Here is a 13,532-nt window from a genome sequence, read left to right as displayed (position 1 = left end):
GAGCGTTTGCAGATGAATTCATATGTGAACATGGGCGTGGGCGCCTTTCTGGGAACGGTCTTCGTTCTGATGTCCGTGTCCATTGCATCGGAAGGCATTTTCCATTCCGAAGCTCCCGAAAAGGAAGGCTTTACGATCGTCGCCGAAGAAGGCACGTCTGAAGCCGGTGCCGGCGGTGCCGCAGAAGTCGAAGTCGACATCAAGCCGCTGCTGCTCAAGGCCGATGCTTCTGCCGGTGAAGCCGTGTTCAAGAAATGCGCGAGCTGTCACACCGCCGACAAGGGCGGCGCAAACAAAGTCGGTCCGAACCTCTGGGGCCTCGTCAACCGCCCGATCGCTTCGCATGAGGGCTTCAGCTACTCGGCCGGCATGAAGACGTTTGCCGAAGGCGGCAAGGTCGTCTGGGACTACGACCACCTCAGCTACTTCATCGAAGCACCGAAGAAGCACGTTCCGGGCACCGCCATGGGCTTTGCCGGCGTCAAGAAGCCCGACGAGCGCGCCAACCTGATTGCCTGGCTGCGCGAGCAGGCCGACGCTCCGGCAGCACTGCCGGACGCATCTGCCGGTTCTGCCGAAGCCGCACCGGCTGCCGGCGAAGCAGCACCGGCTGCTGGCGCCGAAGGTGCAAAGCCGGCCGAAGCGCCGGCAACCGAAGCCAAGCCTGCCGAAGGCCAGCCGGCACCGGCTCAATAAGTTCAGCGGTCGGAAACGATCCTATTGCTAAAGGGCCCGGCTCGCGCCGGGCCTTTTTCGTATTCGGACACAGCGACGGATGGTGCGCACGGACCGTTGGGACGGATCCACCCCTCTCCGGCGAAACAGTTTGCCGGAAAGTGCGACAATCACATCAGCAGATAGGCCCAGACCGAAACGCTGACGACGCCGAGCGCGGTCGTCAGCGTGATCGTCGAGGACGCCAGCCCATGGCCGACATTGAAATGGTTGGCGATCAGCCAGGCGTTCACACCCGTCGGAACGGCCGACGTCAGCACCAGCGCCGTCGTCCAGTTGTCGTTAAGGCCGAGCAGGTGGCAGCTCGCATAGACGACCGCCGGCATGACGACGAGCTTCAAGGCACTCGTCACCGAGGCGAGCCCGAGATTGCCGGCAAGGCCGTATTTATCCAGCGCCATGCCGATCGAGATCAGCGCCGCGGGTGCTGCCATCGACGCCAGCTGATCGACGACGGTCTTGACCGGACCGCCAAGCGGCTGGCCGGCAAGATGGAAGGCGGCACCGCAGGCAAGGCCGATCACCAGCGGGTTGCGCACCAGATTGCGGGCGACCCCGGCCAGGAGCTGCAGCGGGCTCTGCCCCGGTTTACCACCGGCGCGCCGCTCGGCACGCTCCATCAGCAGCGTGCCCGCGATCATCATGACCGGCAGATGCACCGAAAGCAGGATCGAGATCGCAACGATGCCCTCCTCGCCGACGATGCGCGACACCAGCGGCAGGCCGATGAAGACCGTGTTGGCGAAGGCAGAGGAGACGCCGGCGAGAACCCCCATGCGCGCATCCCGCTTGAAGACGAGCGTCGCCGCCACATGTCCCAACGTCCAGGTGACCGCAACGCCCGAGAAGTAGGCGACCCAGAGCGGCCAGGGCGAACCGTCCTTGAAATCCGCGTCGGCGATCGTGCGAAACAGCAGGATGGGCACCGCGACACGAAAGACGAAATCGCCCAAGGCTTCGCCGACGGCGGGTTTCAGGTACTTCAGGCGCACCAGCAACCAGCCGGCAAGGATCAGGATGAAGATGGGCAGGACGTTCTGGAAGATATCGGACATGCGCGGGCCCTGGATCACGATGGCCTTGGAGCGGATCGATCCAAGATCTTCGAGGTCGGTTGTCATGAGGTGAGCGGGAGCCGGGCGGAAGACCGCAGATGCTTTCCTCTTCCCGCTCCTGGAGTGGTCCTGCCAGCAATAACGTTGTTCGCACCTGCGCCGCAAGCGCGCGAACAGCCGGCAGAGAGAGGGGAACATTCACAGCCCGCAGGCGTTCCGAAACAGCATGAGGAACGAGCCATGCCGACAGAGAAGCCGATATACGCACATAGGGACGACGATCCGCATCTCACCGACGATGCGCTCGCCGACAAGGTGCTGCGCTACATCCAGTATGCGGCGATGATCGATACGCGCGACATCTCGGTGATGGCGCTCGGCGGGGTCGTTGTGCTTTCCGGCCATGTGGCGCAGGCATCCGACATCGCCTGTGCCGGCGACGCCGCAGCATCGGTGATCGGCGTCACCAGCGTCGAGAACCGGCTGGCAGTGACGCCGGGCGCGGGCGAGGCTGATAGCTGAGCGGTTGCCGTGCGGAAATCCGGATGATAGGACATGCCGGCATGAGATTTCGGCAGGCTTGGCGTTACCGCCAGAGAGCCGCCATAGGAGCCGCAGATGAGGACCGACCCGTCAGCAACCAGGTAAGCCGCAACAACGGTTGAATAAGTTGTTGCGGCGTCTGTCGGCTCACTCTCAGAACAATTGATGAAGTGGCAGATCGCCGCCGAATGTTTTTCATTTGCGCGGATGTTTCATCATGCCCAATCGTAATTCCCCCACCTGGTCCTACTCGCTGCCGGCAGCCCTTCTGCTGATGGCGCCCTTCGACATCCTGGCGTCGCTCGCCATGGATATCTATCTGCCCGTCGTGCCCGACATGCCGGCCATTCTCGGCACATCGCCGGCAGTCGTCCAGCTCACGCTCAGCCTCTACATGCTGCTTTTGGGCCTGGGCCAGCTGCTGTTCGGCCCGCTGTCCGACCGCTTCGGCCGCCGGCCCGTGCTTCTCGGTGGCGCGACGCTGTTTGCCCTGTCGTCGCTCGGACTGGCGGCAACCACCTCGGCGCCGGTTTTCGTCGCCTTGCGGCTCGTCCAAGCGGCCGGCGCCTCGGCCGCCCTGGTCGCGACCTTCGCGACCGTGCGCGACGTCTATGGCGCGCGCCCGGAAGGCGTGACCATCTATGGCCTCTTCAGCGCGATGCTCTCCTTCGTGCCGGCGCTCGGGCCGATCGCCGGCGCGCTGATCGCGGGCGCTTTCGGATGGCAGGCGATCTTCGTGACGCTCGGCGTGCTTGGCCTTGCCGCACTCGGCCAGGCCTTGCCGCGCTGGTCGGAAACCCGGCCCGAAGCCGCCGCACCGGCGAAGCCGAGCTTCATGCCCATGCTCACAAGTGGCGCGTTCTGGACCTACACGCTTGGCTTCAGCACGGCGATGGGCGCGTTTTTCGTGTTCTTCTCCACGGCACCACGCCTGCTCATCGATCGCGCCGGCTATTCGCAGCTGGGTTTCAGCCTGGCCTTCGCCACCGCTGCCGTCGTGATGATCATCGCCACGCGCTTCGCCAGGGGCTTCGTCGCCCGCTACGGGACCGCCGGTTGCCTGACCCGCGGCATGGCCCTGATCATCCTCGGCGGGCTGCTGCTTGGCGCGGGCGAAGTCTTGGCCGCTCCGTCGTTCCAGAGCTTCGTGCTGCCGATGTGGGTGATCGCCTTCGGCATCGTCATGGGTGCCTCCGTCACCGCCAATGGAGCGCTCAAGGCCTTCGATGCCATCGCCGGGACGGCGGTCGCGCTCTACTTCTCGATCCAGAGCCTGATCGTCAGCCTTGTCGGCACCGGCGCCGTGCTGCTGCTTGGTGGCGATACGGCCTGGCCGCTCGTCGGCTATTGCCTCGGCATGGCGGCGATCACGCTGCTGGCGCTGGCGTTTCTCGACCGGCGCGAAAATCGATAGCCCTGCCCCTCCCGGAGCGGTCGCCCGCTCCGGGAGGTCTTCAACAGGAAAGGCGGCAACATGCCCCTTGACCTCGCCCCTGGGGCTGGCCCCAGACTACCTTCATGACCGATTCCTACTTCCTCGCAGGCCGCTTCGGCGCCTCCACACGATTGTCGCCGAAAGCACTCAGGCTTTATGCCGAGCAGGGCCTGCTGGTGCCTGCCCATGTCGATCCCGCGACCGGTTACCGCTATTACGCCGCCACGCAGGCAAGCCGCGCCAGGCTGATTGCCCGGCTGCGGCAGCTGGGCCTGCCGATCGCCCGGATCGCACGGCTGATCGATCTTCAGCCCGACGTTCGCCTCACGGAGCTGCGCGCGTGGCTGGAGGTGCAGAACAAACGGCTCGAGGATCAGCGCGAGTTGGTGGAGGCGATCATCCGGCAATCGAGCGGCGGCGACGATCCGCTTGTCAGGACCGTTGCCGTGCGCGACGTTGCGCCTTCGAAAATCGTCTATCGCCAGCACCATGTGACGGTGGATGCGCTCGAGGCCTTCACGGAAAGCGCCGAAGCGGAGATCCGCGGCTATCTTGCGCAATCGGGCAAGAGCGACGACGGGCCGATGACGCTGCATTTCCACGAGCCGGTCAATCACGACGGCAAGGGCCTCGTCGAGGTGGCGATCGGCTATGACGGCAGTCTCGAACCCACTGGCGATCTGCGCATACGCCTCCAGCCGGCAGGGCGCGAAGCGTTCCTGGCCGTCGCCGAAGCGTTCGAAACCTTTCCGGCCGTGCTTCGCGTCTATGACGCGATCGAAGCCTGGTTCGAACAAAGCGACGACCTCAGCTGCTTCGGCAGCCCCTACGAAATCTATCCCGGCAGCGGCAGCGCCCGCTTCGATGTCGCCTACCCCATCGTGCGCTAAGCCAATCCCCGCACGTCCCAATTACTCCCCCTCGATCCAAGGACCAACCGATGCAGCACTTTTCCTATGTGGGTTCCGGCCCCTATTGCTACGCCAACTCGTTCGCAATGATGTTCGGCGAGGCCGCACCCTCGACCTCGACCATCGAGCTTGCCACCGGCAGTCCCTTCGGCATGCAGATCGTCGGCGGAACGCTGCCGTTCTTCGATCCCTATGGCTGGGATCCGGAGGCCGGGTTCGACGGCGCGCTGAAAGCGCTCGGCTGGACATCGCAGGTCAGCAGCGGCGGCGAGCCCGAGGACGCGCTCTCCCGCCTGCGCTCGGCATTGAAGGATGGTCCCGTCTGGGTCGGGCCGGTGGAGATGGGGCATCTGCGGCACCAGCCCGGCATGACAGGACCGATCGAGGCCGATCACTACGTCGTGGTCCTCGCATTGGACGAGACGCGCGTGCTGATGCATGACCCGCAGGGGTATCCCTACGCCTCCCTGCCGCTCCACGATTTCATGACGGCCTGGGGCGCCGAGACGCTGAGCTACGGCGACCCCTACACCATGCGATGGGAGTTCTCCCGCGTCGCTGACGTGAGCGAGATCGAGGCAATTCGCGCCTCGGTGCCGGCCGCCATCCACTGGCTCTCGATGACCACCGACCGGCTGGTACCGGTGGGCAGCCTTGGCAATGCCGACGCTGCCGAAGCGCTCGCCGCTCGGATCGAAGCTAACTGCGACAAGAACCTGCGCGCTCACCTCGTGCACTTCGCCGTTCGCGTCGGTGCCCGCCGCGCCGGCGACGCGGCATCCTGCCTGGCGCGGGCCGGCCTTGCCAAATCCGCCGCCATCGCCGGCGAGCAGGCACGGCTGATCGGCGCGCTGCAGTATCCGCTGGTCCTGCGCAGGGATGCCGAGGCGGCTGAAAGCCTGCGCCTGCTGGCGCCGACCTACGACCGGCTGCTCGCCGCCCTGCAAGCCGGGGAGTGAACTTACAAGCCGCGCAATTCCGGACGGAAAACCGCTGCGCACTTTTCCTGGAATTGCCTCGCTTGGCTGGCGCAACTCCGGACGGAAAACCGCTGCGCACTTTTCCTGGAATTGCTTTTAGGCAATGAGCTCCGAGAAACTTTTCGGGCGCGCCGACTTCGTGTCGCACACCGTCTCGTAGTGGAGCCCGACGACGCCGTTGTCGTAGTGCTCGCTGCCGATCAGCCGAAGCTCGTTCTTGTCGCGCAGCCGGGCGAACCATGGTTCACCCGGCGATACGACCGGGTAGACGAAGAAGTGGTAGCGATCGACGAGGCCGAGGCCGATCACCGTCTGTGCCAGGCTCGCGCCGCCGGACAGATGGATATCCCGGCCGGGCTCAGTCTTCAGGTCGGTCAGGAAGCGCGAGAGAGCCGCATCATCAGGAACCACCGCCTGCTCGGCGTTTTGCCAGGGGCTGATCGTCGTGTCTCCGGTGCGGGAGAACACGATCTTGCGATAGTCGTGCATGCGCCCTGCCATCACCCGATTGGTCTCGCCGCCCGCCTCGTCGTTCAGTGCGCCCGGCCAGTAGCCGACCATCTCCTCATAGGTCGTGCGGCCGACCAGAACCGTATCGTAGCCGGCGTAAAGGCGGTCGATCGCCCGGTATTGTTCCTCGACCACCGTGCCCATCCAGGCAAGCGGATCGTCCAGGCGGCTATTCAGCGTCGTCATCATCTGCAGCACGATATTGCGCATGGGATCGTCTCCTCAGTGGGTTTGCTCGACGAACCGGGCCAGTTGCTCGGCGACCGTTCCCCAGCCGTCGTGAAAGCCCATCTCCTCGTGCATCTTCCGGTCCGCGCCACTCCGGTGCATCACATGGGCGGCGTACTCAGTACCGCCAGGATGATCGCTGAGGGTGATGATCGCCGTCATGAAAGCGTTTTCCGCCGGGCGCCAGCCGGCAAGCAGCGTGTCGGTGAAGACGATGCGCGAGAGTTCGTCGACCGCGAGAAAGCAGGCATCGATATGCGGCACGAATGCGCCGCCGCCTTCGCTGATCCGCGTCACGAAACTGCCGCCGGGCCTGAGATCCATGTCGATCACCTTGCATCTTGCCGGCTCGGGAACCCACCACTGTTCGAGCCGCGTGGGATCGCTCCAGGCGCGCCAGACGGTCGCGCGCGGCGCCTTGATGACGCGGGCCATCGTCAGGTCGAGTTCAGGATCGGGAGAGCGGGTCATGTCATTCCTCCTCGTGTTCAGTGACGAATTTTTCCAGCCGGTCGGCACGGCCTTCCCAAAGCGCGCGCTGCGCCGAGAGCCAGGTTTCGACTGCAGCGAATTGCGCCTTCTCGATCGCGCAGGTGCGCACCCGGCCCTGCTTGTGCGTGCGGATGAGCCCGCTGCCCTCGAGGAAGTGGATGTGCTTCATGAAAGAAGGCAGGGCCATGTCGAAGGGTCTGGCGAGATCGCTGATGCTCGCCGGACCGCCGCCGAGCCGCGAAAGCACGGCACGCCGGGTCGGATCGGCGAGCGCCTGAAAGATCAGGTCCAATCGGTCTGAATACTGTTCCATAAGGCTAAGTATCATGTGCAAATACTTAGTGCAAGAGCTAACTATTGATCGGCGCGAAGCCACCGGCGGCAGCCAATTTGTCACATCGCCGTTTTCTTGACCTCAAGCGTGGTTGAGCTTCTACAAACCCCGTCGGTTCAATAGGACAAGGGGGCCGACGTGGCATTCAAAAACCAGATGAGGACTGAAAATACCGGGACCGGCACCGCATCCGCGGGCATCGCCGAGCCCGGCGGCGCATCGAACGCCGCCGACTGGCTCGCAGGCCTCGCCACCGGGCCGGTATTGCCAAGTGCAACCGCGCGCAACGCCTCCCTCCTCACGGCAAGGAAGGAATGATCCGATGTCCGGCCCTATCGCAAACATTCTCGATTCGCGCACCTTCGGCATCCTCGCCCGCGTGCTGCTGACGCTCGTCTTCTGGTCGAGCGGCCTTGCCAAGTTCTTCGACTTCAACACCAACGCCGCGGTCATGGAAGGCTTCGGCCTGACGCCGGGATGGCTGTTCAATACGGCGACGCTGATCCTGCAGATCGGCGCCTCTCTCCTGATCATCCTCAACCGCTGGGTCTGGCTTGCTGCCGGCGCGCTCGCCGTCTTCACGGTGCTGACGGTCCCGATCGCCCATCCCTTCTGGCTGAAACAAGGCGAAGAGGCCTTCCGCGACATGACCGTGGCGCTGGAGCACGCCTCGGTGATCGGCGGCCTGGCGCTGGTATCGATCCTGTCGCGCAAACGTTGAACGTCAACGAAGACGGCTCGGCGGGCGGCTCAACCTTCGCCGATCTCGGCCAGGAAGCTCGTCAGCACATTGTGGTTCTGCGTCAGCTTTTCCGTCTTTTCCTCGACGAGACGGATCTGCTGGCGCAACGTCACGCGCAACTCGTCGCAGGGCTCGAAAATCGGCCCCTCGCCGCGCACGCAAGCCAGGAACTGCAGGATCGTCGGAAGGGTCATGCCGCCGGCCCCGAGCAGCTTGATGCGCTCGACGGTGCGCACCTCCGCCATGTCATAATCACGATAGCCGCTTTCGGTGCGCTCCGGCTTCAACAGACCTTCCGCCTCGTAGTAGCGCAGCATCCGGATGCTGACGCCGGTGCGTTTCGACAACTCGCCGATCTTCATGCAATCACCCTTCAACACACCCTTGACTCTGACAGCGCTGTCAGACCTTAAAGCTATGGCTCCCTTATGCAAACCGCACCCAGGAGCAAAATCATGGCGACCGAAACCCACCATTATCCGGCAACAATCGACGGCCGCCCGGCCGACGCGGCGGAGCTGACAGCGCTCGCCTTCGCCGGCTTCGCGCACTTCACGGCGATCCAGGTCCGAGACCACAGGATCAAGGGCCTGGACCTGCATCTCAAGCGCCTGCACGGCGCCTCGATCGAATTTTTCGGCCGTGCCGTGCCCGAAGAAACCCTGCGCGCCCGCATCCGGGCCGCGGTCGACGCCGGCCCGGCCGACCAGTCCCTGACCGTCACGGTGTATTCGCCGGATGGCGAGTTCACCGCCGGCAGCATGCAGGGAGACCTCTCGGTTCTTGTGCGCAGCGGTCCGCCCTCCAACGGGCCGAAGGGACCGCTCAGGCTCGCCGTCGTCGAGCACGAACGCCCGCTCGCGGCCGTCAAGCACGTCGGAGAATCCGGCAAGACCTATTACCTGCATCAGGCGATCAAGCAGGGCTTCGACGACGCCGCCTTCATCGACCGTCGAGGGCACCTCAGTGAAGCGACGATCTGGAACCTGGTCTTCTGGGATGGCGAAGCCGTCATCTGGCCCAAGGCCGAGATGCTGACCGGTACGATGATGGGCACGGTCCAGCGCCAACTCGAGCGCCTCGGTGTTCCGCAGCGGCAGGAGGAAATCACCCTCGACCGACTGAAGACGCTCTCCGGCGCTGCGGTGCTCAATTCCTGGACGCCTGGCATCGCCGTCAGCGCCATCGGCTCGACGGCGATGCCGGACGCGGAGGCGTTTATCAGCCTGCTGCATCGGGCACATGCCGCCGAACCGGCTGCGCGCGTCTAGGACGCATCAAGACCGGGGCCGCACCGCCGCTCCGGTCTTCAGCGCTTGCGGGCGACGATGTAGGGACGGTTGTCGTTGCTCGCCGATGCGTGATTTTCCGCCGACAGAAGTTCGAAACCGGCGGCGACAATGTGCCGGCTGAGCTCGGCCGCACTGAAGGCTCCCGCATAGGGCGCCAAGCCGACCGCCCGCATCGCCGGCAGCAGAAGGAGCCGGACGATCGGGTTCATGTCGCCGACGCAGGGCGTCTTGGAGATGAACACCCCCCTGGAGGCAAGCAGGGTGTGAATGTTGTCGAGCGTGGCGGGCAGGTCGCGCACGAGATGCAGGTAGTTGAAGCCCAGCACCGCATCGAACTGACCGCGTTCGGCCGCAAGCGTTTCGGCCGTCGCGGTGCGAAAGGCGAGGTTCGGAACCAGGTCGACGGCATATCTCTCCCGGGCAATGGCGATCATCTCGGTCGAAAAATCGGTCGCAAGATAATCGCGCACATCGCCCGCCAGCCGAAACGCCGTCGTTCCCGTGCCGCAACCGAGTTCAAGCACCCGGTCGTCAGGCAGAAGCAAGGCGCGGGTGCGGTCGAGCGTGTGTTCATAGGCGGCCGGGTCCGCGATCGTTCCCTTGGCGTATCGCCGCGACGTCCGGTCCCAGAAACGCGCGTCGCTCGCCAAACTCATGCTGCCTCTCCCCAGATCGCAACCAGTTCCCCTCGCGATGCTCGGAGCCGGTGCCACACCGGCCAGAGAAACTTGCCGAGTCCCAACGGCTAGCGACACCAGCGAAGGTTCAGCAGTAGCGCGGAACCGTCAACACTTGGCGAAGAACCGCCCCTCAATCGGCAGAGAGCCGCTCTCCCTCAGCTTAAGCGAGCCGAACCCAATCGACGGTTTCAAGCACATAGGGGGCGAAGAGAAAATCGCGGATCGCGCCGATCTCGTCGCCGCGCCAGTCGAGAACGACGAAGTGCGCCGGCTTTTCCATCGGGCCGACACTGTCGAAAACCAGCATGGCCGGCCGGCCTTCGATCGCCCCCAGCGCAAAACGCCACCGCGTCTCCTGCGCGTAGCGGGTGAAATAGCGGCCGATTCCCTCGCGGCCCTCCAGCTTCAGCCTGTTGACCAGCTCAAGCTTCACATCATCAGCCAGCATGGCGCGGATGGCATCGAAGTCTCCGCCCTGAAAGAAGCGCACGAAGCTTGCCATTTTTTGCCGGTTCGCATCGGACATCAGCGGCAGCCGCATATCTTCCGGGCGTTGGGCCAGCTGCCGGAGCGCCACCCTGGCGCGCTGCAGCGCCGACTTGGCCGCCGCCGGCGTGCAGTCGGCGATATCGACGATTTCCTCGATCGAATGGCCCAGCACATCTTTCAAAATCACGGCGCAGCGCTGAAGTTCCGGCAGCTGCAGGAAGGTTTGAAAGCCGACCGCGACGATGTCCGCCTCGGGCAGCGGCGCGTCTTCCATGTCATCGAAAAGCGGGACGATCTTGTGCCGGGACCGTCGGCGCAGAAAATCGAGGCTGGTGTTGTGGGCGATGCGCAGCAGCCAGCCTTCGAGATTGTCCACTTTCACGCCATCCGCCCGTGCCTGCACGGCCTTGATCAAGGTGTCCTGTAGCACGTCCTCGCCATCCACGGCCGAGCCGGTCATGCGCGCGCAATAGCGGTGCAGCCGCGGCCGGACTTCCCTCAGCCGATCCTCGAAGTCTTCCGCATTCATGGTATCGAGTTCCATCGGGATATCTCCAGGCGTCCGGTTCGGACGATAGCGTGGACGGAAGAGAAAGTCCGCTGCCTGACCGATCGCAACCGGTCCTGGCAGCGGACGACCGTGCAGCGTCACCTGTTATCGCTGAGGACCACCTCGCCGACGACCGATTCGAGGCTCGCCAGTTCGAGGATCTGCGGGAAATAGGCCTTCATCCTGGCATCGGCGCGCATCGCCTCGACGGCCGCGGGGGTCTCCCATTCCGAATAGATGATGACACTTGTGCCGTCCCTGGCGGCAATCAGCCGGCTCGTCCGCCAGCCATCGAGCGTGCGGATCACGGTGTCGATGTTGCGCTTCAGAAGCGCGATCAGCTGCGCCTGCTTGCCGGGTTCGACCTTCAGAACGTTGACGAGAGTGACGGGTGCAGTGGTCATGGTGCTTCTCCTTCGTTGCAGATGCAGCAAAGACGAAGTGAAGAGGCGAAACGGATCGCGCGCACGAAGATTTCTTGGCGCCCGGCGATTCGGACGTCGGGAAACTCCCTTGGCAGGGGAGTGCCTTCAGCGGTTCGTGGCTCGGACCATCCGTCCTTGGCAGATGCCCGCCCGAAAGACACCGACCGTCAGAGAGCAAAGCCGCCGGCGGCCACCGGCTCGCCGTCGTCGCGAACCTTGAGGATGGTGTCGATCAGCCCCCACTCCAGAGCCTCCTCGGCCGTCATGAAACGGTCCCGGTCCATGGCGCGTTCGAACTCCTCGTAGGTCCGTCCGCAATGTTCCGCATAGAGGCGCGTCATGCGCTGCTTGGTGCGAAGGATCTCTTCGGCATGAATCTGCATGTCGGATGCCTGGCCCTGGAAACCGCCCGATGGCTGGTGCACGAGGATGCTGGCATTGGGCAAGGCAGCCCGTTGTCCCGGCGTGCCGGCCATCAGCAGAAACGAACCCATCGACCGTGCGGTTCCCATGCACAAGGTGTGAACCGGTGCCCGGATGTAGCGCATGGTGTCGTACATGGCGAAACCGCTGGTCACGCCGCCGCCCGGCGAATTGATGTAGAGATGGATGGGTTTCTTGGGGTTTTCCGCTTCGAGAAGAAGCATCTGGGCGCAGACCAGCGCGGAGACCGTGTCGTTCACCTCACCATTGAGAAAGATGATTCGCTCGCGCAGCAAGCGGGAATAGATGTCGAACGACCGCTCTCCACCGTTCGACTGCTCAACGACCATAGGGACGAGTTGCATCGCTTCGCGCATCGGCGAACTCCATTTATCCAGAGTTTGTGGGGAGGCCCGTCGGCTTAAGCGGCGAGCAGGAGGGTAACGTTGTTGTTCGCGGCCGTCCTGGTTACGCGACCGCTGCGAACGTTCGGCAGTTCGTGCACGATCCGCAGCCTGGTTCTGTCGGCACCGATCGGCGCGACCCGGAAGGTGACGGTACTTTCGAGATACGGAGCCTCGGTTTCGCGCAGCCTGTAGCGGACCTCCTCTCCAGGCACGACAACGGCGCCTTCGGGATCAGCCAAGGCCTCCTTCGGTAGCCAGTTTTCGCGAAATGCCGGGATGCTGATCGCGCGCCAGACCTTCTGCGGCGCCTCGTCGAGTTCGTATTCCAGCTCGAGGCTGTCTCCGTTCGGGGCGCTGCTTTCACGGTTCATTGGTCCATATCCTTCAGCAAGATCTTCAAAGCTTCGATGCGTGCCGGCCAGTAGGCACGATATTTCGCAAGCCACTGCGCAATTTGGGCCAGTCCGTCGGGATCGACTTCGTAGTTTACGAACCGACCTTGTCGCTGCTCCTTCACCAACCCGGCACTCCGCAACACCGAAATGTGCTGGGACATGGCCGGCTGGCTGATGTCCATGCCTTCCCGCAAGGCGCTGGCATTCATGCTTCCGTCGGCAAGCTTCTCGAAGATGGCACGGCGCGTCGGGTCCGCCAGAGCTCGGAATATCTCGTTCTCGATCATGAACAACACATAAGCACGGACTTATCTCAATGACAAGCGCACTGTTCAGCAGGAGGAGAAAAGAAAGGATCGGGCTTTTGCGCGCCGCAAGATGCGGTCAAGGCGCCGCAGATCGATACCTGCCAGCAGACAGGAATGGGTAGTGCTGTGAACGCATTGGCATGGGAAGCAGAACAAGGGGGAGATGGCGGACAGAGAGGGATTCGAACCCTCGATACGCTTTCACGTATACACGCGTTCCAGGCGTGCGCCTTCAACCACTCGGCCACCTGTCCATCCGTCAGCAGCCGACGGTCAATCCGGCTGGATGGGAAGGGCGGGGCCCTTCGGCGTCAGCCAGCTGAGAACCGGCGGACGCGCGTCTATATACCGATGATTTGCCCGGGATCAACTGCTTTCTGACAGATTATTGACATCTTGTGACGCGAGCGGGTTCCCGGTTCCCATTGTGCGCACCAGGCAAGGGGCTTATCTCTTGCGTCAGGGCGCGCCCGATGCGTCCGGCCGGTCTCGGCCACATCCTCCGGCCTGCCAGGTTGCCGCATATTTTCATTGCCGGGCCTTGTCCGAGGCACGGGCGATCGGAGAAGATGCGGCGGGGCGACGCGCCGAGCCGATG

General features: G+C 63.9%; 19 protein-coding genes and 1 tRNA gene. 8 read left to right on the top strand and 12 right to left on the bottom strand.

The annotated features are described in order from the left end of the window. The first annotated feature begins 12 nt into the window (after positions 1 to 12). A complete protein-coding gene (locus tag L981_RS03660; protein WP_029742348.1) occupies positions 13 to 696 on the top strand; it encodes a cytochrome c family protein in 684 nt (227 codons plus the stop codon). 149 nt (positions 697 to 845) lie between these two features. Here L981_RS03660 and L981_RS03655 read toward each other — a convergent pair whose 3' ends face one another. After that, positions 846 to 1,790, bottom strand: a complete 945-nt coding sequence (locus L981_RS03655; RefSeq protein ID WP_043611878.1) for an AEC family transporter — start codon at positions 1,788 to 1,790, stop codon at positions 846 to 848. Between the two features lie 240 nt (positions 1,791 to 2,030). On the opposite strand from L981_RS03655, the gene L981_RS03650 reads away from it, so the two are divergent. The 4 genes from L981_RS03650 to L981_RS03635 all read left to right on the top strand — a co-directional run bounded on the left by L981_RS03650 (position 2,031) and on the right by L981_RS03635 (position 5,638). Beyond that, a complete protein-coding gene (locus tag L981_RS03650) occupies positions 2,031 to 2,312 on the top strand; it encodes a BON domain-containing protein (RefSeq protein WP_043611799.1) in 282 nt (93 codons plus the stop codon). A gap of 238 nt (positions 2,313 to 2,550) precedes the next feature. Beyond that, positions 2,551 to 3,747, top strand: a complete 1,197-nt coding sequence (gene cml / locus L981_RS03645) for a CmlA/FloR family chloramphenicol efflux MFS transporter (protein WP_043611797.1) — start codon at positions 2,551 to 2,553, stop codon at positions 3,745 to 3,747. A 104-nt stretch (positions 3,748 to 3,851) separates the two neighbouring features. Further along, entirely contained in the window at positions 3,852 to 4,658 is an 807-nt protein-coding gene (locus tag L981_RS03640) for a MerR family transcriptional regulator (RefSeq protein WP_043611795.1), read from the top strand. A gap of 50 nt (positions 4,659 to 4,708) precedes the next feature. Then, a complete protein-coding gene (locus tag L981_RS03635; protein ID WP_043611794.1) occupies positions 4,709 to 5,638 on the top strand; it encodes a hypothetical protein in 930 nt (309 codons plus the stop codon). 117 nt (positions 5,639 to 5,755) lie between these two features. Here the strand turns inward: L981_RS03635 and L981_RS03630 are convergent, their stop codons facing one another. From L981_RS03630 to L981_RS03620, 3 genes are read right to left on the bottom strand one after another with little or no spacing between them, the layout of a single operon-like run. Then, complete coding sequence (locus L981_RS03630; RefSeq protein ID WP_043611792.1) at positions 5,756 to 6,379, bottom strand: dihydrofolate reductase family protein; 624 nt, start codon at positions 6,377 to 6,379, stop codon at positions 5,756 to 5,758. Between the two features lie 12 nt (positions 6,380 to 6,391). After that, complete coding sequence (locus tag L981_RS03625; RefSeq protein WP_043611790.1) at positions 6,392 to 6,868, bottom strand: SRPBCC family protein; 477 nt, start codon at positions 6,866 to 6,868, stop codon at positions 6,392 to 6,394. A 1-nt stretch (position 6,869) separates the two neighbouring features. Beyond that, positions 6,870 to 7,202: a helix-turn-helix transcriptional regulator gene (locus tag L981_RS03620; RefSeq protein ID WP_043611788.1), complete on the bottom strand. Its 333-nt coding sequence runs from the start codon at positions 7,200 to 7,202 to the stop codon at positions 6,870 to 6,872. A gap of 159 nt (positions 7,203 to 7,361) precedes the next feature. Here L981_RS03620 and L981_RS34355 point away from each other — a divergent pair, with 159 nt between their 5' ends. After that, complete coding sequence (locus tag L981_RS34355; RefSeq protein ID WP_156133951.1) at positions 7,362 to 7,541, top strand: hypothetical protein; 180 nt, start codon at positions 7,362 to 7,364, stop codon at positions 7,539 to 7,541. A 4-nt stretch (positions 7,542 to 7,545) separates the two neighbouring features. Beyond that, positions 7,546 to 7,944, top strand: a complete 399-nt coding sequence (locus L981_RS03615; protein WP_043611787.1) for a DoxX family protein — start codon at positions 7,546 to 7,548, stop codon at positions 7,942 to 7,944. A gap of 29 nt (positions 7,945 to 7,973) precedes the next feature. On the opposite strand, the gene L981_RS03610 is transcribed toward L981_RS03615, so the two are convergent. Next, positions 7,974 to 8,327: a MerR family transcriptional regulator gene (locus L981_RS03610; RefSeq protein WP_043611785.1), complete on the bottom strand. Its 354-nt coding sequence runs from the start codon at positions 8,325 to 8,327 to the stop codon at positions 7,974 to 7,976. Positions 8,328 to 8,420: 93 nt separating this feature from the next. On the opposite strand from L981_RS03610, the gene L981_RS03605 reads away from it, so the two are divergent. Next, positions 8,421 to 9,236, top strand: a complete 816-nt coding sequence (locus tag L981_RS03605) for an aminotransferase class IV family protein (RefSeq protein ID WP_043611783.1) — start codon at positions 8,421 to 8,423, stop codon at positions 9,234 to 9,236. Between the two features lie 38 nt (positions 9,237 to 9,274). On the opposite strand, the gene L981_RS03600 is transcribed toward L981_RS03605, so the two are convergent. The 7 genes from L981_RS03600 to L981_RS03570 form a co-directional block, all read right to left on the bottom strand. Further along, positions 9,275 to 9,913, bottom strand: a complete 639-nt coding sequence (locus L981_RS03600) for a bifunctional 2-polyprenyl-6-hydroxyphenol methylase/3-demethylubiquinol 3-O-methyltransferase UbiG (protein WP_043611781.1) — start codon at positions 9,911 to 9,913, stop codon at positions 9,275 to 9,277. A 184-nt stretch (positions 9,914 to 10,097) separates the two neighbouring features. Then, positions 10,098 to 10,955, bottom strand: coding sequence for a sigma-70 family RNA polymerase sigma factor (locus L981_RS03595; RefSeq protein WP_256364271.1), 858 nt, complete (start codon positions 10,953 to 10,955; stop codon positions 10,098 to 10,100). A 119-nt stretch (positions 10,956 to 11,074) separates the two neighbouring features. Continuing rightward, complete coding sequence (locus L981_RS33185) at positions 11,075 to 11,380, bottom strand: putative quinol monooxygenase (protein ID WP_052201559.1); 306 nt, start codon at positions 11,378 to 11,380, stop codon at positions 11,075 to 11,077. A gap of 188 nt (positions 11,381 to 11,568) precedes the next feature. Next, a complete protein-coding gene (locus tag L981_RS03585; protein WP_043611778.1) occupies positions 11,569 to 12,201 on the bottom strand; it encodes an ATP-dependent Clp protease proteolytic subunit in 633 nt (210 codons plus the stop codon). A gap of 44 nt (positions 12,202 to 12,245) precedes the next feature. Further along, positions 12,246 to 12,602: an SRPBCC domain-containing protein gene (locus tag L981_RS03580; RefSeq protein WP_043611776.1), complete on the bottom strand. Its 357-nt coding sequence runs from the start codon at positions 12,600 to 12,602 to the stop codon at positions 12,246 to 12,248. Further along, positions 12,599 to 12,913 carry a helix-turn-helix transcriptional regulator gene (locus L981_RS03575; protein ID WP_034804822.1) on the bottom strand — a complete coding sequence of 105 codons (315 nt, stop codon included), beginning with the start codon at positions 12,911 to 12,913 and terminating at the stop codon, positions 12,599 to 12,601. Before L981_RS03575 ends, L981_RS03580 begins: the two co-directional genes overlap by 4 nt. A 185-nt stretch (positions 12,914 to 13,098) precedes the next feature. Next, a tRNA-Ser gene (locus L981_RS03570) sits at positions 13,099 to 13,188 on the bottom strand. Between the last annotated feature and the right edge of the window lie 344 nt (positions 13,189 to 13,532).

The sequence above is a fragment of the Ensifer sp. ZNC0028 genome (assembly GCF_000799055.1).
Classification (GTDB): domain Bacteria; phylum Pseudomonadota; class Alphaproteobacteria; order Rhizobiales; family Rhizobiaceae; genus Ensifer.
The sequence above is the reverse complement of the archived record's forward strand: the minus strand, read 5'-3'. Positions and strand labels throughout refer to the sequence as shown.